At 72.7% G+C, this 17,219-nt stretch carries 16 protein-coding genes; 4 read left to right on the top strand and 12 right to left on the bottom strand.

Annotation, left to right across the window (positions count from 1 at the left end):
- Positions 1 to 447: 447 nt before the first annotated feature.
- The 3 genes from hrpA to sigE form a co-directional block, all read right to left on the bottom strand.
- On the bottom strand, positions 448 to 4,362 hold the full coding sequence (hrpA, locus tag ACOJVX_RS03540) for an ATP-dependent RNA helicase HrpA (protein WP_418154053.1): 3,915 nt from the start codon (positions 4,360 to 4,362) through the stop codon (positions 448 to 450).
- 111 nt (positions 4,363 to 4,473) lie between these two features.
- Positions 4,474 to 5,295, bottom strand: a complete 822-nt coding sequence (locus ACOJVX_RS03535; RefSeq protein ID WP_422647247.1) for a zf-HC2 domain-containing protein — start codon at positions 5,293 to 5,295, stop codon at positions 4,474 to 4,476.
- Entirely contained in the window at positions 5,292 to 5,876 is a 585-nt protein-coding gene (gene sigE / locus ACOJVX_RS03530) for an RNA polymerase sigma factor SigE (RefSeq protein WP_422647567.1), read from the bottom strand. The genes ACOJVX_RS03535 and sigE overlap by 4 nt, the downstream gene beginning before the upstream one ends.
- A gap of 384 nt (positions 5,877 to 6,260) precedes the next feature.
- Here sigE and ACOJVX_RS03525 point away from each other — a divergent pair, with 384 nt between their 5' ends.
- A complete protein-coding gene (locus ACOJVX_RS03525) occupies positions 6,261 to 6,908 on the top strand; it encodes an O-methyltransferase (RefSeq protein ID WP_026417292.1) in 648 nt (215 codons plus the stop codon).
- Here the strand turns inward: ACOJVX_RS03525 and ACOJVX_RS03520 are convergent.
- Positions 6,880 to 8,175 (bottom strand): MFS transporter, encoded by a 1,296-nt coding sequence (locus tag ACOJVX_RS03520; protein WP_422647246.1) that lies wholly within the window; start codon positions 8,173 to 8,175, stop codon positions 6,880 to 6,882. The genes ACOJVX_RS03525 and ACOJVX_RS03520 overlap by 29 nt on opposite strands.
- Before the next feature lie 63 nt (positions 8,176 to 8,238).
- On the opposite strand from ACOJVX_RS03520, the gene ACOJVX_RS03515 reads away from it, so the two are divergent.
- Positions 8,239 to 9,150 carry a LysR family transcriptional regulator gene (locus tag ACOJVX_RS03515; RefSeq protein ID WP_418154048.1) on the top strand — a complete coding sequence of 304 codons (912 nt, stop codon included), beginning with the start codon at positions 8,239 to 8,241 and terminating at the stop codon, positions 9,148 to 9,150.
- A gap of 64 nt (positions 9,151 to 9,214) precedes the next feature.
- On the opposite strand, the gene ACOJVX_RS03510 is transcribed toward ACOJVX_RS03515, so the two are convergent.
- The 6 genes from ACOJVX_RS03510 to ACOJVX_RS03485 all read right to left on the bottom strand — a co-directional run bounded on the left by ACOJVX_RS03510 (position 9,215) and on the right by ACOJVX_RS03485 (position 14,393).
- Positions 9,215 to 9,649, bottom strand: coding sequence for a hypothetical protein (locus ACOJVX_RS03510; RefSeq protein ID WP_155886019.1), 435 nt, complete (start codon positions 9,647 to 9,649; stop codon positions 9,215 to 9,217).
- A 56-nt stretch (positions 9,650 to 9,705) separates the two neighbouring features.
- A complete protein-coding gene (locus ACOJVX_RS03505; protein ID WP_422647245.1) occupies positions 9,706 to 11,130 on the bottom strand; it encodes a hypothetical protein in 1,425 nt (474 codons plus the stop codon).
- 43 nt (positions 11,131 to 11,173) lie between these two features.
- Positions 11,174 to 11,500: a hypothetical protein gene (locus ACOJVX_RS03500; protein WP_026417295.1), complete on the bottom strand. Its 327-nt coding sequence runs from the start codon at positions 11,498 to 11,500 to the stop codon at positions 11,174 to 11,176.
- A gap of 181 nt (positions 11,501 to 11,681) precedes the next feature.
- The gene (locus ACOJVX_RS03495) at positions 11,682 to 12,248 is read right to left on the bottom strand and encodes a hypothetical protein (protein ID WP_026417296.1); all 567 of its coding nucleotides are present in this window, start codon (positions 12,246 to 12,248) and stop codon (positions 11,682 to 11,684) included.
- A gap of 235 nt (positions 12,249 to 12,483) precedes the next feature.
- Positions 12,484 to 14,022: a leucyl aminopeptidase family protein gene (locus tag ACOJVX_RS03490; protein ID WP_422647244.1), complete on the bottom strand. Its 1,539-nt coding sequence runs from the start codon at positions 14,020 to 14,022 to the stop codon at positions 12,484 to 12,486.
- Positions 14,023 to 14,225: 203 nt separating this feature from the next.
- Positions 14,226 to 14,393 carry a DUF3117 domain-containing protein gene (locus ACOJVX_RS03485; RefSeq protein ID WP_016699112.1) on the bottom strand — a complete coding sequence of 56 codons (168 nt, stop codon included), beginning with the start codon at positions 14,391 to 14,393 and terminating at the stop codon, positions 14,226 to 14,228.
- Between the two features lie 173 nt (positions 14,394 to 14,566).
- Here ACOJVX_RS03485 and ACOJVX_RS03480 point away from each other — a divergent pair, with 173 nt between their 5' ends.
- Both ACOJVX_RS03480 and ACOJVX_RS03475 read left to right on the top strand, forming a co-directional pair.
- Positions 14,567 to 15,367, top strand: a complete 801-nt coding sequence (locus ACOJVX_RS03480) for a PaaX family transcriptional regulator (RefSeq protein ID WP_418156092.1) — start codon at positions 14,567 to 14,569, stop codon at positions 15,365 to 15,367.
- Between the two features lie 64 nt (positions 15,368 to 15,431).
- Positions 15,432 to 16,235 (top strand): enoyl-CoA hydratase-related protein, encoded by an 804-nt coding sequence (locus ACOJVX_RS03475; protein ID WP_026417299.1) that lies wholly within the window; start codon positions 15,432 to 15,434, stop codon positions 16,233 to 16,235.
- Between the two features lie 63 nt (positions 16,236 to 16,298).
- Here ACOJVX_RS03475 and ACOJVX_RS03470 read toward each other — a convergent pair whose 3' ends face one another.
- Together ACOJVX_RS03470 and ACOJVX_RS03465 are read right to left on the bottom strand one after the other, a co-directional pair.
- On the bottom strand, positions 16,299 to 16,751 hold the full coding sequence (locus tag ACOJVX_RS03470; protein WP_026417300.1) for an SRPBCC family protein: 453 nt from the start codon (positions 16,749 to 16,751) through the stop codon (positions 16,299 to 16,301).
- Positions 16,748 to 17,146 carry a DivIVA domain-containing protein gene (locus ACOJVX_RS03465; RefSeq protein WP_418156090.1) on the bottom strand — a complete coding sequence of 133 codons (399 nt, stop codon included), beginning with the start codon at positions 17,144 to 17,146 and terminating at the stop codon, positions 16,748 to 16,750. The genes ACOJVX_RS03470 and ACOJVX_RS03465 overlap by 4 nt, the downstream gene beginning before the upstream one ends.
- Positions 17,147 to 17,219 lie beyond the last annotated feature (73 nt).

Here is a 17,219-nt window from a genome sequence, read left to right as displayed (position 1 = left end):
GCCGATCCCGCGGGGGTGTCCCGCCGGACGGCCTGGTCGTCGTTCCGACCGTGGTCGGTGCCCTCGGAGTCTCGGCCAGGAGAGGAAGGCGGCAGCTGCTGACTCATCGCTTCCCGAGCGGTAGGGGTCGTGTCGGTCCGAAGCCGGCGACGTCCGACGCGCCGACGGTGGTCTCAGCTTAGGCCGTCGGGGCCGGGGAGGACTGTCGTTCTTCGTCGGTTGGCGTCGTCGACCGTCTCCGGCCGGGGTCGGGTGGTCCGTGCGGTGACGGCCGCGATGGCCGGGTTCGCCCGGTCCCAGGGCGAACACGAGCCAGGTCCGTCACGTGCGCTCCCAGGGTGCGGTACCACTGGTGAAGTGGGCGTATCCCCGGAGGGCGTCCCGTGGTCGGGCCGGCCGTCGGCCGGGGACGGGGAGCGACGACGCGGGGGGTCCGGACGGCGGCGGTCAGCGCCGCGCGTCCTCGACATCCGCGATCGCCCGCAGGACGCGCACGTCGGACACGCTGTGGGCGGTTCCGAGCGACTGGGCGAAGTAGCTGACCCGAAGTTCCTCGATCATCCACCGGATCTTCCGCAGTTCCCTGGCCGAGGTCGCGCTCCCGGCCAGGCGTTGACGCGCGTCGTCGTAGGCCTCGCGTACCGCCGCCACCTGGTCGGTCAGCTGGGCGTCCCTCGCGGGGTTCTCCGGGAGCTTCTCCAGGCGGCGTTCCATCGCCTGGAGGTACCGGGGGAGTTGGGCGATCCGGGCCGCCCCCGTCGCGGTCACGAACCCCGGGTACACGAGTTCCGCCAGCTGCCGCCGGACGTCCTCCCGGCCAGCGGCGAGGGCGGGCGCGGTGGAGGCGGCCAGCGCGCGCTCCACGGAGGTCGCCGCGGCGAGGGTGTCGCTCACGTGGCGTACGACGGTGTGCACCCGGGCGGGCAGTTCGCTCCGGAGCTTCTCCCGCAGCCGGTCGAAGGCGGCCGGGTCCCTGCCCGGGGCCCCCGCTCCCACCAGGATCGAGTCGGCCGCGCAGTCGACGCAGTCGTCCAGCAGGGCCGGCAGGCCGCCGTGCGGGTTGCGGGTCAGCGCGAGCTTCCGCGCGTTGCTGAGGCTGTTCTTGAGAGACCGCAGGGGAGAGGGCACGTTGAGCAGGACCAGGCGCCGGAAACCGCGCCACATGGCCCGCCGGGCCTCCCCTGGGGTCTCGAACATGCGGACGGAGACGGTGTCGCCCTCGTCGACGAGGGCGGGGTAGGCGGTGACGGTCAACCCGTCCTGGTCCTGGCGGTACTCGGTGGGCAGTTCACCCAGATCGTTCCAGCTGGTCAGCCCGGTGCGTTCCAGTGACCGGGCCGCGTGGGAGAGGGTGGCGCGCACCCGGCCGCGCAACCTCGCCTTGATCGCCCCGAGGTCCCGGCCCTCCGCGACGGTCCCACCGTCGCCGTCCACCACCCGGAACGTGACCCTGAGGTGGTCGGGGAGCTGGTCGGTTCGCCAGGCGTCGCGGGGAACGCTGACCCCGGTCAGCCGGTGGAGCTCCCGTTCGAGCGCCGGCAGCAGTGCCAGCTCCGAGTCGGGGCTGATCCGGGAGAGCACCGTCCTGGCCACGTCCGGAACGGGCACGAAGTTCCGCCGGACGTTCTTGGGCAGGGTGCGGATCAGCGCGGTGACCAGCTCGGACCGCAGGCCGGGCACCTGCCAGGTGAACTGCTCCGGCGTGACCTGGTTGAGGGCGGCCAGCGGGACGTCGACGGTGATGCCGTCGCTGGTGGTACCCGGCTCGAAGTGGTAGGACAGCGGCATCTCCAGACCCGGCTGCCGCCACGTGTCCGGATAGTCGGACTGGCTGACGCCCCCCGAGTTCTCGTTCACCAGCATCGACCGGTCGAAGGTCAGCAGGTCGGGCTGGGTGGTCCTGGTCTTCTTCCACCAGGTGTCGAAGTGCCGTGCGGAGACGACCTCCGCCCCGACCCTCGCGTCGTAGAACTCGAACAGCGTCTCGTCGTCCACGACGATGTCCCGGCGGCGCGCCCGGTGCTCGAGTTCCTCGACCTCCGCCAGCAGCCGGCGGTTCTCGTGGAAGAAGCGGTGCCGGGTCTCCCAGTCCCCCTCCACCAGGGCGTGGCGGATGAACAGTTCCCGGCTCACCTCCGGATCGATCCGCCCGTAGTTGACCTTGCGACCGGTGACGAGCGGGATGCCGTAGAGCGTGACCCGCTCGAGGGCCATCACGGCTCCTCGCCGCTTCTCCCAGTGCGGCTCGCTGTGGAAGCGTTTCACGAGGTGGCCCGCGAGGCGTTCCACCCACTCGGGTTCGATGCGGGCGACGACGCGCGCCCACAGCCTGGTGGTCTCGACGAGCTCGGCGGCCATCACCCACCTCGGCTGCTTCTTGAACAACGCCGAGCCGGGGAAGACGGCGAACCGGGCGTTGCGGGCACCCTGGTAGTCCTGCTTCGGCCCCTCCTTGAGCCCGACGTGCGAGAGCAGGCCGGCCAGCAGCGCGAGGTGGACGCGCTGCGGCTCCTCCCTCGCGGTGCTCATCGGCAGGTCGAGCTGTTTGGCGATCTGCCGGAGCTGGGAGTGCACGTCCTGCCACTCGCGCACCCGCAGGTAGTTCAGGAACTCGTTGCGGCACAGCCTCCTGAACCTGTTCGAGGTCAGTTCCCGCTGCTGCTCCCGCAGGTAGTCCCAGAGGTTCAGGTAGCTGAGGAAGTCGGACTCCTGGTCTGCGAACCGGGCGTGCTTCTCCGAGGCGGCCTGTTGCCGTTCGGCCGGGCGTTCCCTCGGGTCCTGGATGGAGAGCGCGGCGGCGATCACCAGGACCTCCTGCACGCAACCGTTCCGCTCCGCCTCCAGCACCATCCTGCCGAGCCGGGGGTCGACGGGGAGCTGGGCGAGTTTCCGCCCCAGCCTGGTGAGGCGGCGGCCACCGTCCTCGTCCACCTCCAGCGCTCCCAGTTCGTGCAGGAGTTGGACGCCGTCCCGGATGTTGCGGGCGTCGGGTGGTTCGACGAAGGGGAAGGCCGCGATGTCCCCCAGCTCCAACGCGGTCATCTGGAGGATGACCGAGGCCAGGTTCGTCCGGAGGATCTCGGGGTCGGTGAATTCGGGGCGGTTGTCGAAGTCCTCCTCCGAGTACAGCCGGACGCAGATCCCCTCGGCGACCCGACCGCAGCGGCCCTTGCGCTGGTTGGCCGAGGCCTGGGAGACCGGCTCGATCGGCAGACGTTGGACCTTCAGCCGGTGGCTGTACCGGGAGATGCGGGCGTTCCCGGTGTCCACCACGTAGCGGATGCCCGGCACGGTGAGCGAGGTCTCGGCGACGTTGGTGGCGAGGACGACCCGCCGGCCGGGGTGCGGGCTGAACACCCGGTGCTGCTCCGCCGCGGACAGCCGGGCGTAGAGCGGCAGGATCTCGGTGTTCCGGAGGTTCGCCTTCTCGAGCGCGTCGGCGGCGTCCCGGATCTCCCGCTCACCGCTGAGGAAGACCAGGATGTCACCCGGTCCCTCCTGGCTGAGCTCGTCGACGGCGTCGCGGATCGCCTGGGTCTGGTCCCGGTCGGGGTCCGGGTCGTCCTCGTCGAGGAGGGGGCGGTAGCGCACCTCCACCGGGTAGGTGCGGCCGGAGACCTCGATGATCGGTGCGCCGTCGAAGTGGCGGGAGAAGCGTTCGGGGTCGATCGTCGCCGAGGTGATGATCAGCTTGAGATCGGGTCGGCGGGGCAGCAGCTGCTTGAGGTAGCCGAGCAGGAAGTCGATGTTCAGGCTGCGTTCGTGCGCCTCGTCGATGATGATGGTGTCGTACTGCCACAGCATGCGGTCCTGCTGGATCTCCGCCAGCAGGATGCCGTCGGTCATGATCTTGAGCAGGGTGTCGTCGGTGGAGCGGTCGGTGAAGCGGACCTTGAAGCCGACCGTCTCCCCCAGCGGCGTGGCCAGTTCCTCCGCCACCCGCTCGGCGACGGTGCGGGCCGCGAGCCGACGAGGTTGGGTGTGCCCGATGGCGCCCCGAACCCCACGTCCGAGTTCCAGACAGATCTTGGGGAGCTGCGTCGTCTTCCCGGAGCCGGTCTCCCCCGCGACGATGACCACCTGGTGGTCGCGGACGGCGGCGAGGATGTCGTCCTTCTTCCGGCTGACCGGCAGCGCGTCCGGGTAGCGGATCACGGGAGTGGCGGCCCTGCGGCGCGCGACCCGCGTCTCCGCGGCCGCCAGGTCCGCCGTGATCCGGCTCAGGGCGCGCTCCCGCGCGGGTCCGCCACGCGCCTTGCGCGAGCCTTCCAACCGGCGCGCGAGCCGCTGCTCGTCCCGGAGCGTCAGCTCGGGGAGGCGGGCGGCGATCTCGGCCGTCGAAGTCACTGGAGGCGTTCCCATACCGGGGCAAGGATAGGCACACCGCGTCGGCCGGCCACCAGCCATTAACGGTCCGGGGCTGCCTGGCCTGCGTCGAGGAGCGGGCGACGTGACCAGCGCCACCCGGGGCGGTCAGGGACCGACCGGTGCGGGGGTGGTGCTCCCGTCGACGTTGGAGGGGGTGGAGTGGTCGCGCGCGGAAGGCGTCAGGTGCGCGCCCGGCGCCCGGGACCCGGCGCTGGGCGGGCTCGACCTCCCGACCACGGGCGCGTCTCCGGTGGCGGTGACGGTGGTCGCCAGGGGAGCGGGTGGCCGGCCGCCGGCGGCACCGGCGGGCTGGCTGACCGGTTCGCGCCCGTCCCTGGCTCCGGCCTGCTCCGGCACCTGACCACCGGGGGCTCCGGACGGCGTCGCCAGCATGACCGCCCCGAGCATGAGACCCGAGACGACGACGCCGGCCCCGTTGCGCAGCCGGCGGCCGCTGCGGGGCGAGCGGGCGCGCCGGGGCGCCTGGGCCCCGGGCGGTGCGGCGTTGAAGGTTCCCGCGCCGAGGACGGTGTCGCCCTGCCCGAGCGGGGTACCCGACCCGAACGGGGCACCGGAGCCGAGTGGAGGGACACCACCGAACCTGCCGCCCTGCCCGCCTGGCTGAGCGACGACCATCTGGCCGTCGGCGGTGACCGCGAGTTCGTCGGGCCCGGTCGGGAGCTGGGCGCTCTGCGGGATGGCGCGCAGGCTCTCCAGCAGGCCCGCCGGCATGGTGGGAGCGGCGGCGGAACGCAGCGCGGCCCTCGCCTGGCGTTGCGCGCTCGCCTGGCGGGCGCAGCGCACGCACCCGGCGAGGTGGCTCATGGCACGGTCGTGCGCGCCGGGGGTCAGTTCGCCGTCCACCAGCGCGACCACCGCGTCCACGGCGAGGCAGTGTTCGGGCAGCAGACCGTGCCGTTCAGTCATGCGGAGTCCTCCAGGGCGCCGGCTCGGCGACGCTCGAGTGCCGCCTTGAGCGCCTGCCGGCCACGGTGAATCCTGCTCCGAACCGTACCCAGCTTCACCCCGAGCGTGGCGCCGATCTCCTCGTACGAAAGACCTTCCACGTCACACAGCACCACGGCGGCCCTGAACTCCGGGGGGAGTTCGTCGAGCGCCGCCTGGAGGTCGGGATCGAGGTGGGTGTTCGCGAACACCTCCTCGGGGCTGGGGCCGCTGCCCGGGAGCCGGTCGGTGTCCTCGGGCAGGCCCTCCATCCGCAGTCGCGCACGACGGCGGACCATGTCGAGGAACAGGTTCGTGGTGATGCGGTGCAGCCACCCCTCGAAGGTGCCCGGCTTGTACGAGGCGAGCGACCTGAACACCCGGATGAAGGTCTCCTGGGTCAGGTCCTCCGCGTCGTGCGGGTTACCGCTGAGCCTGAACGCCAGGCGATACACCCGATCGGCGTGTTGCCGCACTACTTCGTCCCAGCTCGGCGGCGTCCAACCGGCGGCCTCCACCCCGTCGGAGGATGCGCTCGCCGTGTCATGGGGAACTGCGGTCATCGGCTGGGTAGGCATCGTGTGCAGGACACCTCCTACGGGCTAACTGCCATAGGGGAACGCTCACGCGTCCCGTGTTGTTCCCGCGCCTCGCGGGACACCACCGTCTTCGCTGGCGGCTTCACCCTCTCGAACCGGGATGAGGCGGTGGTGAGAACAGGCTGAGAGGACCCTGAGAATGGGGTACCCGCGTCGGCGGGTGGGACACCGTCCCGGGGGAACCGCGGGTCGGAGCGCGCCCCGGCGACTGGCGGAGACGCCGTGTACTCCGCGCGGGCGGTCCGTGACCGGCGGGCGGAAAGCGCGGCTCGGCGATCGGGTCAGGCACTGAGAATAAGGGGGCGCTTCGGGTTCCGCCAGGGCGGTGCGGCGCTAACCTCCTTGCTTGTGACACCCGAAACTCCGGCGGCCGACCTCAGCGTGGTGCAGGACTTCGTCGCGGACTACCTCGCGGAGGACGAGGTGCTGGCGGCCGCGCGGGCTCGCGGGGTGGCGCTCGGGTGCGAGCCGATCAGCCCCGGGAGCGGGGCGGCGCTGCGGTTCCTGGCCTCGTCCCTGCGTGCCAGGGCGGTCGTCGAGGTGGGGTCCGGGGCCGGTGTCAGCGGGCTGTGGCTGTTGCGGGGCATGTTGGGTGAGGGAGTGCTCACCTCGATCGACTTCGACCCGGAGAACCAGCGGGCGGCGCGGAAGGCGCTGGCCGAGGCGGGTGTGGCCGCCGGGCGCGCCCGCCTGATCACCGGGCGGGGCCTGGACGTGCTGCCCCGGCTGACGGACGGGGGCTACGACCTGGTCTTCGTCGAGTCGGGCTGGGTGGACTACGCGAGCTACCTGGAGGAGGGGCTGCGGCTGCTGCGTGACGGGGGAGTGCTCGCCTTCGGGAACCTGCTGCGGATCGCCGCCGCGGGGGGCACCCAGGAGGAACACGCCGGGTTGCGGCAGTTGACCGAGGTGATCCGGGTTGACCCCCGTCTGGTCCCGTTCCTGCTGCCGTTCGGCGAGGGCCTGCTCATCGCGGCGAAGCGGGACGTCCAGTAGCGTCCTCGCCGCTGCCCGGTGCCGCCGGGGGTGGCCCCGGCGGCGGCTCCCCCGCCCGGCCGAGGACCGCCACGCCCAGCGCCGCGACGAGGAACCACGGGCACACCACCGCCACCGTCCCGGGCCAGCCCCAGGCCCCGTAGGCCAGACCGCCGAGGGTCCCGCCGACGCTGCTGCCCAGGTAGTACGACAGCCAGTAGACGGCCGCGGCCTGGCCGCGCGCCCAGTCCGCCGACCGGCGACCCAACCACCCGTTCGCGGTCGCGTGGGAGGCGAAGAACCCGGCGGTCAGCACCACCAGGCCCACGACGACCACCAGCAGGTGCCCGGACAGGGTGAGCAGGGTTCCGGCCACGGTCACCCCGAGCGTGCCCCCGAGCACCCTCCTCGGCCCGAACCTGTCGGCCAGGCGCCCGGCGACGGGCGAACTCACGCTGCCGGCCGCGTAGGCCAGGAACACCAGCGAGGCGACCGCCGGGGCGACCAGGAACGGAGGCGCCGACAGCCGGAAACCGACGACGTTGTACAGCGCGACGAAGCCGCCCATCCCGAGGGCGGCCACCAGGTAGGGCCCGTACAGCTCCCGCCTTCCCAGCGCCGCGACCACCCCCGCCGCCAGCACGCGCCCACCGGTCCTGGCCGGCCGGGTGGGAACACCTTGGCGGGGCAGCAGCAGGACGAAGACGGTCGCGCAGGCGGCGGCCAGCAGCGTCACCACGGCGACACCGGTCCGCCAGTCGCTGAGCCCCGCCAGGACGCCGGCCACCACCCGCCCGGCCATTCCCCCAAGGGTGTTGCCGGCGATGTAGAGGCCGATCATCGCGCCGAGCCCCCGTCCCCGGCCGCGCTCGGCGAGGTAGGCGGTGGCGGCGGCCGGGAGACCGGCGATCGCCATCCCCTGCGCCGCCCTGGCCGCCACCAGCAGCTCGAAGGTGGGGGCCAGCGGCACGAGGAAACCGATCACGACGGCGGCGACGACCGCCGCGACCATCACCGGTCGGCGACCGAACCGCTCCGACGCCAGCGCCAGCGGGAGGACGGCGACGGCCAGGCCCGCGGTCGCCGCGGACACCGCCAGCGACGCCCCGCCCGGCCCCAGGCCGTACTCCTCGGCGAGCTGGGGAAGGACCGGTTGCGCGCTGTAGAGCAACGCGAACACCGCCAGGCCGGCCGCCAGCATCGCCACCGCGACCCGTCGTCGCTCTCCCTCGTCGGACCGCGTGGTCGGAGGCTCCGCTGCCGACGACGAGTCCCGCGTCCTGCCCACCCCGGAGACGCTAGGAAGCCAACACTCATTCGTCCAATGACTGGAACGGCCTACATTGATGCGATGGTGGATGATGGGCCAGCACGGCTGGCCAGCGGCCTGGCTCCCCGGCTGGCGCTGCTCCGCGCCCTGGCCGAGGAACAACACATCACCCGGGTGGCTGAACGGTTGCGTGTCCCCCAACCCACGGTGAGCCGGTGGCTCGCCCGCCTCGGGGAGGAACTGGGCACCCCGGTGGTGGTTCGGGCGGGGCGCGGGATCCGGCTCAGCAGGGCGGGGCAGGCGCTGGCCGAGTCGGCGGGCCACGCCCTGGCGGCCCTGGAGGCCGGTTGCCGTCGCGCGCTGGCCGACACCGACGAGGAGCGGGGGCTGGTCGCGCTCGCCTTCCTGCACACGTTCGGTGGACGCCCGGTACCCGAGCTGTTGCGGGGGTTCCGGGCTCGCCGCCCCTCAGTGCGGTTCAGCCTGGCCCAGGCGCCCCACGAAACCATCCTCGACCGCCTGCGGGAGGGAGCCGTGGACCTCGGCCTGACCTCGCCGACGCCGACCGGGGACCCAGGCCTGACGTCGTCCGTGCTGTTCCACCAGCCGTTGGTCGCCGCCGTCCCCGAGCGCCACCCGCTGGCCGGGCGGCGTCGGGTGCGGATCGGTGAGCTGGCCGGGGAGGACTTCGTCGGCCTGGAACCCGGTTTCGGGCTGCGGGCCATCACCGACGAGTTGTGCGCGGCCGCGGGCTTCCGCCCCCGGCTGGCCTTCGAGGGGCAGGAGACGGTGACCCTGCTCGGCCTGGTGGCGGCCGAACTGGGGATCGCGCTGGTCCCGCGGGCCGACGGCGGGCCTCCCGCCGGGGTCGTCGAGGTCCCGCTCAGCCCCGCGGCACGACGTACCGTCGGGCTGGTCTGGGCGGCGGGCCGCCCGCTGTCCCCCGCCGTCCGCGAGTTCCGGGACTTCGCCCTGAGCCGGGGGACGCGGTGACGGGGGTCCCGGTGGGGACGGTCCCCCCGCTCGTGCCGCCGAGGCGAGGCCGCCGGTCCACCGGTCAGCGCAGGAAGCCCCCGTCACCGTCCTCGCCACCGCTCTCCGCCTGCCGGCGGGCCTCGATCACGTCGTCGAGGGTGTGGCCCTCCTCGAACTGCTGGAAGATGTCCCGCATCTCGGTCATCTGGCTCTCCAACGCCAGGCGCACGTCCGGATCGTCGTAAGCCCGGCCCTCCAGGACGTCCCGCCAACTCAGCGTTCCGGCCTCCACCCTGGTCTGGAGCGCCCGCATCGCGGGATCGGCGTCGACCCGCTTCGCCGCCTCCTCCATCTGGCGGACATCGGCCTCGGTGACCTGAGGCGGAGCCGGTGGCTGGAGCCGCTCCAACTCCCTGATCAGCTCCCGGCTCCTGGCCATCGCCTCGCCCAGCTGCGCCTCGGCGGCACGAACCTGCGGGGTCTTCCAGCTGTCCTGGTCGAATCCAGGAGACGTCATCACACCGTCCTTCGTCATGGGTTCGGCACCGGCCCGACCTCACGGGCCGGCCAGGTTCAGGAGCCAGTGGGCTCGTCGCGCCCCCGGAACCGCTGCCACTCGTCGCGACCGAGATCCCGGAAGTTCCGCCCGGCCTCGCTGAGGTTGGCGCGTTCCCCCTCCGGCACAGCGTTCCACGCCTGCTCGCCCGCCGACCGCACAGCGCCGCCCGGGTCGCTGATCGCCGACTGCGTGGCGTTCCACGCCGTGGAGGCGCCGTCCCTCGCCGCGTTCCACGCCGAGCCGTCCCGCACCGCGTCGTAGGCGCCGCGCGCCCCGTCCCAGCCCTCGCGGGCCGCGTTGCCCACGTCGCGGGCGGCGTCGACGTGCTGACCGATCCGCTCCTGGTACTGGTCCCGCGCCCAGCCCGTGACACCGTCCCGGGCGGCGCCGTAGGCCGAGGACGCACCGTCGCGCACCGTCTGCCCCGGGTTCTCCCAGGCGTTCCTGGCCGCGTCACGCCCCGACTCGTAGCCGTCCCGGACCGTGTCCCTGGCGTTCTGGTAGTCCTGCCGCAGGTCGGCGCGCAGGTCGTCGGCTGCGTGTTGGAGGCCGCTGCGCCCGTCCCGCTCGTCGATGCGGCGGTCGCGGTACTCGTCGTAGTCGGACCGGAAGTCGCGGGCGTCCCGGCTCATGTCCCGGAGGTCCCTGGTCGCCGAGGAGGCGTTGTCCCGGATCGACGCGGCGTTGTCCCGGATGTTGCCGACCTCGCCGGAGATGTCCCGCACCTCGTCGCTGATGTCGGTCAGCAGGTCCACGGCGTCGGACACGCTCCGGACGTCCTTGATCTCGGCCAGCTTCGAGCCGATCGTCTGGACCGACTCGAAGATCGCCTGCGCGCTCTCGATGATCGCCTGGATCGAGTCGACGATCGCGATGATCTTCTGGTAGAGCTGGTAGGCGTCCCAGATCAGCTGGGCGGCCTTCACCCAGCCGTAGGCGGGGATCCAGATCTTGGCGATCGCGTCGATCAGCTTCTGGACCAACCAGTCCAGCAGGCGCAGGGCCTGTTTGGCGAGCGCCTTCGACCCCTCGGCGGTCTGGGCGAACGCCATGCCGATCAGCTTGGCGACGCCCTGTTCGACGAGCAGTCCCCCGCCCCAGACGACCTTGATGAACGTCTCGTGGGAGACCGCGGCCTCGCCGTCCCACTCCTGCCGGACGACCTCCACGTTGTCGTTCAACGCCTGGCGGAGCTCGCTGACGCCGTCGGCGACCTTGTTCCACGCCTCGCCGTTGGTGGCGATCTTGCCGAAGTCGCCCGTGATCGGCATGATCACGCCCTCGACGATGCTCTGACCGGTCACCTGTTGGAAGGCCCAGTCCACGCCGTAGACGCGCCAGCCGGCGTCCCGGACCATCTGCTCGATCGACTCGCCGGGGTCGACGGGCTCGGGTGGTGACGAGAGTGCGGCCAGCGCGCTGGCGTCCTGGTAGCTCATGGTGCGATTCCCCCAGTAGTGCGAAAGCTGCTCCGAGTGGCGGTCAGATGACCCGGTTCGCCTGTTCCATGATCTTGACCATGCGGTCCTGGACGGCCTGGTCAGCGGCGGCGTAGACCTCCGCGTTCCTCCGGATTCCGTCCGCGGTGCCGCCGAGCCGGTCCTGCCCGAAGTTCAACGTCTCGCCGAACAGGGTGCCGACCAGGTCGACGCCCGGGTGCAGCAGCGCGAGCAGACCGGTGAAGCCGGACTTGTCGCAGCCGTACCGCACGGCGTACTCGCGGAGCGCGTCGAAGGCGCCCTGGAGGTCGTCCAGGCTCCGCGCGTAGCCCTCCAGCGAGTCGACATCGACCTGGAACTGCTCGCTCATCCAATTCCTCCTCGAATTCGGCGGTCTGGGTCGGACGCGCCGCGCCGCCCCGCGGTGCCCTCCACGGGAGATCGCGCGGGGACCCCGGAACCCGGTCCGTGCCCCGGAGCGGACGGAGCGGCACGGGTACCCGCGCCGCGTTCCGCCCGGTGCCGCCGCGGACCCGGCGGTGGGGGTCGGCTCAGTTCGCCCCGCGCCGCCGGGACAGCGCCCCGGCCACCACGTGCGCGAGCACCGCCGCGAGCAGGGGGAGGACCACCAGGAGACCGACCCGCCAGGTCCAGCCCCGGGACAGCACCTCACCGGCCCGCTCGACGTCCTCCGAGTACACCCGCACCTGGGCCCGCTCGTTGTCCGAGCAGTGCAGTTCGCCCGGGGCGGCCACCTGGGGCGTCCCCCGCCAGGCGAGGTCGCCGTACTCCCTGGCGTAGGTGAGGCGCACCGTCTCCCAGGCGCCGTCGGCGCCCCGAACGGAACACTGGGTGAGGGTCCCCGCCTCGGACCTGTCGGCGGTGAGCAGCAGTTCGCCGCCGTCCCAGTCCAGGAACTCCATGCCGAAGCGCTGTTCCTCGCCGGTGTCCTGGTAGGCGACGCTCTCCTGGGAGCGGACGGCCCGCAGCGTGTCCCGCCCGAACACCGTCGGGACGTAGACGAGGAACAGCTGGTACACGAGCACCCCGACGGAGACGGCGACCATCGCCAGGGTGAACCAGATCGCGTACTTCGCGCGCGGGGTCGTCGTCGTCACCTGACCGCTCTCACTCACACGTCCCGGCCCGCCGCCGAGACCCCGGCGAACGGGGGCCACGCCGTCCTGAGTGGACCAGTGGCACCCGGGCAACCCTTTTCACGTCCCGGGTGACTCTAGGCACCCGGGACGGCGACCACGGGTGATACCCGAGCTAAGTGACCAGCGCCACAACAGGATGACGGGGAACCGGTCGTCGGACACCGGGTGATCGGTGGAGCGGTCAGGTCGACGATCAGCGCCGGGCGCGGTCCCGGGCGAGGCCGACCAGCGTCCGCGCCGCGAAGCCGCTCGCTCCCGTGGTCACCTCCGCGTAGTCGCGGTCTGACCGGGCGGGACCGGCCACGTCGAGGTGCGCCCACCGCGTCGCGCCGGTGAACTCCCGCAGGAAGAGGGCCGCGGTGATGCCACCGGGCCCCGGCGGGCACTGGCGCACGTCCCCGATCTCCCCCGTGACCTCGGAGGCGTACTCGTCGAGGAGCGGCATCCGCCACCACGCCTCGCCGACGGCCTCGCCGACGGAGACCAGCTCGCGGGCGAGTTCGTCGTCGTCGGTGAGGACCCCGCCGGTGCGCAGACCGAGCGAGACCTTCATCGCGCCGGTCAGGGTGGCGACATCCACCAGCACGTCGGCGCCGAGGTCGCGAACCGCGTAGGCGAGGGCGTCGGCCAGGACCAGGCGGCCCTCGGCGTCGGTGTTGGTGATCTCGGTGGTGGTGCCGCCGTAGTGGCGCACCACGTCCCCCGGCCGGTACGACGATCCCGAGACGTGGTTCTCGGCGCAGGGCACCAGCCCGGTCACCCGGATGGGGAGGCCGAGCCGGGCCACGGCACGCACCGCCGCGATCACGGCACCACCGCCGGCCATGTCCGTCCGCATGAGGTGCATGCCCTCGGCCGGTTTCAGGGACAGCCCACCGGTGTCGAAGGTGATTCCCTTCCCCACCAGCACGAGGTGCGGACCGGTGCCGCTGTCCGAGGGCCGCCAGGAGAGTTCGACGAGCCTGGGTGGGCGTCGGGACCCCCCGCCGACGGCGAGCACGCCGCCGAAGCCCCGGTCGCGCAACCAGGTCTCGTCCCGAACGGTCACGTCAAGACCGGGGACGTCCTCGGCGAGCAGCGCGGCCGAGTCGGCCAACCAGGCCGGGTCCTTCACGTTGGAGGGTGTGTTCGCGAGATCCCTGGCCACCGAGGTGGCCTCCGCCAGGACGCTCGCCTCGGCGAGTGCCTCCCCGGTGGCCACCGGGTCGAGGGCGGCCGGGGGGCGAACGAGGAAGGTCGGCGGGGTCAGACGGGGCTCGTCCGCGCTCACCCTGAACCGGTAGCCGCCGAGCAGCAGCCCGGTGGCCAGGGCGACGACCGCGTCGCCGTCGGTCTCCTCCGGGAGCAGGGCGGTCACCTGGTCGGCGACCGGTTGCTCGGGTTCCGCCGCCCGGCGGTCGCGGACCGCACGGGCGAGGACGGCGCCGGCCCGCCGCCAGTCCGAGGCCGTTCCCGCACCCACGCCCACGACCCACGCCGGTTCGGGGTCGGCGGGAACCAGCTGGATGGAGCCCGCCTTCCCGGTGAAACCGGCGGTGGTGAGCCAGTGCCGGACGCCCTGGTACGTTCCGGGCAGGTCCGGCAGGCGTACCGACTCCGCGTCGTCGGCGCCGACGACGAACGCGGCGATCGCGGTCGACCGGTCGCGGTCATCGCCCTCGAGGACGACGGTGGGCGAGGGAGTGGGGAACCGGCCGGTGAGGTCCGGGGTGGACGGAGGGGAAACGGACAACGGGAGATCTCCTCGTGACGCGGGTGTCGTCTACTCCTGCGGTGGCGAGCTGGTCGGCGGTGGGGCGCGGGTGGACCTGGCTGGTGCCAGCCTCCCGGGCCGGGAGATGCCGAGGGCCCCGGTCGTGGAGCTTTACCGGGGCCCGACTCGCGTACTCGGGCGTCGCGGCGGGTGGGTGGACCCACCGAGCCTCAGCCGCGACGTCAGCCCGTAGCGGCCTTCAGCGCGTCGCCCAGGTCACTGGCCTCCTCCGCCGACATCTCGACGACGAGGCGCCCACCACCCTCGAGCGGAACGCGCATGACGATCCCGCGTCCCTCCTTCGTCACCTCGAGGGGACCGTCGCCGGTCCGGGGCTTCATGGCCGCCATAGCGTGCTCCCTCCATCAACATCTTCCACCTGACGTACCGCACCGTCCGCCGGTGACCGGGTCATTCTCCCCTATCGGCGGCGACCGGTGAAACCGAACCGGTCTCTTCGTGTCGCGTGCGCTGATCCACAGGTGCTGGTAGGGCGGGCCCGAAGGTGCCAGACTCAGGCGTCGTGCGGGCACGCTCGGCGATCTTCGACCTCTTCGGCGGACACCTCCGCCGCCGGGGCGGAGCTGTCACGATCGCCGCGCTGGTCAGGTTGATGGAACCCCTCGGTTTCGCCGGTCCCGCCGTGCGAACGGCGGTGTCCCGCACCGTCAGGCAGGGGTGGCTGCGGCCAACACGCTTACCGTCCGGTCCGGGTTACGCGCTGACGCCGAAGGCGGAACGGCGGCTGGACGAGGCCGCCGGGAGGATCTACCGCACCCGCGACTGGTCGTGGGACGGGAACTGGCATCTCCTGGTGCTCACCGGCGTGTCGGACCGCCACCGGCGGGAGCGGATCGCCGCCTCGCTCGGGTTGCTCGGCTACGGCGAGGTGGAACCACTGGTGTGGGTCGCGCCCCGCCCGTCACCGGAACTCCCGGACCTGCTCACCGGTGAGGACCTCACAGCCCACGCGTTCCTCGCCGCCCACCAGGGCTCCGACCGTGACCTGGCCGGCAGGGCCTGGGACCTGGTGGGGCTCTCCCGCGACTACGCGGCGTTCGTGGCGCGGTGGCGGCCCCTGGCGGCGGCGGTCGACGAGTCACGGGAACCGGCGGCCTTCGCCGCCTCCCAGCGGCTGTTGCACGACTGGCGCAAGTTCCTCTTCCGGGACCCGGGGCTGCCGCCGGCCCTGCTCCCGGCCGACTGGACCGGCCACCGGGCGGCCGAGTTCTTCGACGGCGAGACGGCCCGGTTCGCCCCGGCGGCCGACCGCTACGTCGAGAGGTGCCTGGCCGCTCCGCCGCCGGCGCTCCCCACCCCGTGACGGCGTCCTCGCTCCCCCTCCCGCGACAGCGACACGAACAGGGACACGAACAGGAAGGCACCGCATGTCCGCTGAGAGCTCAGAACCGGTCCTGCTGGTCGACGACGCCGCCGGAGTGCGCACCCTGCTGCTCAACCGGCCGGCGGCGTTCAACTCGCTGACCCTGGAGTTGAAGGAGTCCCTGCTCGGTTCGTTACGGGCGGCGTCCCAGGACAGCTCCATCCGCGCGGTCGTCATCAGCGGCTCGGGGGACGCGTTCTGCGCCGGTCAGGACCTCAAGGAACACGTCGAGGCCCTCCAGCGGGGGGACGGCTCGTCCTCAACCACGGTGGAGCGCCACTACAACCCGCTGATCGAGACGATCACCGGTATGCCGAAACCCGTGATCGCGGCGGTGAACGGGGCCGCGGCGGGCGCGGGGGCATCGCTGGCCTGCGCCGCGGACCTCCGCATCGCCGACCGGTCGGCCAGGTTCCTGATGGCCTTCGCGAACGTGGGGCTCTCCGCCGACTCCGGGGCGTCGTGGACGTTGCCAAGGCTCATCGGGTACGGCAGGGCGATGGAGATGATGCTGCTGGCCCAGCCGGTCGGCGCCGAGGAGGCCCTGGCTGTCGGGCTGGTCAACCGGCTGGTGCCGGACGGCACGGCCCTGGGGGCCGCCCAGGAGCTGGCGGCCAGGATGGCGACCGGCCCGACCGCGTCCTTCGCGGCGCTCAAGGAGGCGCTGCGGCTGGGGGCGGCCAGCTCCCTCCCGGACGCGCTGGCGAACGAGGCCCGCCTCCAGCACGAGGCGGGGGGCAGCGCCGACCACCGGGAAGCCGTGGAGGCGTTCGTGGGCAAGCGCCCGCCCCGGTTCACCGGGAACTGACCGTCGGCGGGGCTCCGGCCGGGCGGACCGGCTCGGACCGGAGCCCACCGGCCATGCCGCCGTTCAGCCAGCCTCCCGCCGGCACAACTCGGCCAACCGCTGGCCCGAACGACGCAGGCCCCAGGCGAACCCGGGTCGCACGACCGGCCACCCGAACCGGCCGACCTGACCGAAGGGCAGGACCAGCCGTTCGCTCCAGAGGAAGGTCGACGCCGCCGGTCCCCGCGCCACGACCTCGAAGATGCCGTCGCCGCGCACGAGCCGCCCGGTGTGCCGGACGACGCAGCGGTGGGGCGGGGACCACTCGGTGATCTCCATCGAGTCCAGCGCGCCCAGGCCCGCGACCCCGGTGAAGGCGACCATGCGGGAGCCGACCCCGCGCCCGTCACCCGATACCAGGTGCACCTCGGTGCCGAGCATCCACTCCCGCTGCCGGGGCCAGTCGGTGACCACCGACCACACGACCTCGGCTGCGGCCTCGATGTCCACGCTCTCCCGTACCGTGGCCGTGTTCATCTGGCGTCGCCTCCCTCTTCCGTTCCCGGTTCCCGCTGCTGGCCGCCCCGATCGGCGCGCTGCCCCTCCACGGGTTCCGGTTCCCGCCGGAGGTCCTCGCACCGCGCGAGGCGCGCCTCCAGTCCGGCGACCCGCGCGCGCAGGCGGTCCAGCTCGTCCGCCACCTCCGCCAGCGCCCAGTCCACCTCGGTCATGCGGTACCCGCGGACCGCCTGTTGGAACCGCAGCGCCCGGACGTCGGAGCCGGTCGGAGCCCGCTCCGGCAGCGTGGTCGGCGTGACACCGGGCGGCAGCGGGGCGAGTTCCTCACCTCGGCCGAAGACCAGGGAAGCCAGCAGGAAGACCACGGCGGCCACCATCGCCACGATCAGGAAGTAGACAAACAGAGTGGTCACGGCACCACATCGTGGCACGAGCCGGGGCGGTCTCGCCGGGTGGCGGCGCGCTCGGCCCTCGGGTGACGGGCTG

It is taken from the genome of Actinoalloteichus caeruleus (assembly GCF_049311605.1).
Taxonomy (GTDB): domain Bacteria; phylum Actinomycetota; class Actinomycetes; order Mycobacteriales; family Pseudonocardiaceae; genus Actinoalloteichus_B; species Actinoalloteichus_B caeruleus.
Note: the sequence above shows the minus strand (reverse complement) of the source record. Positions and strands in the feature narration are given on the sequence as shown.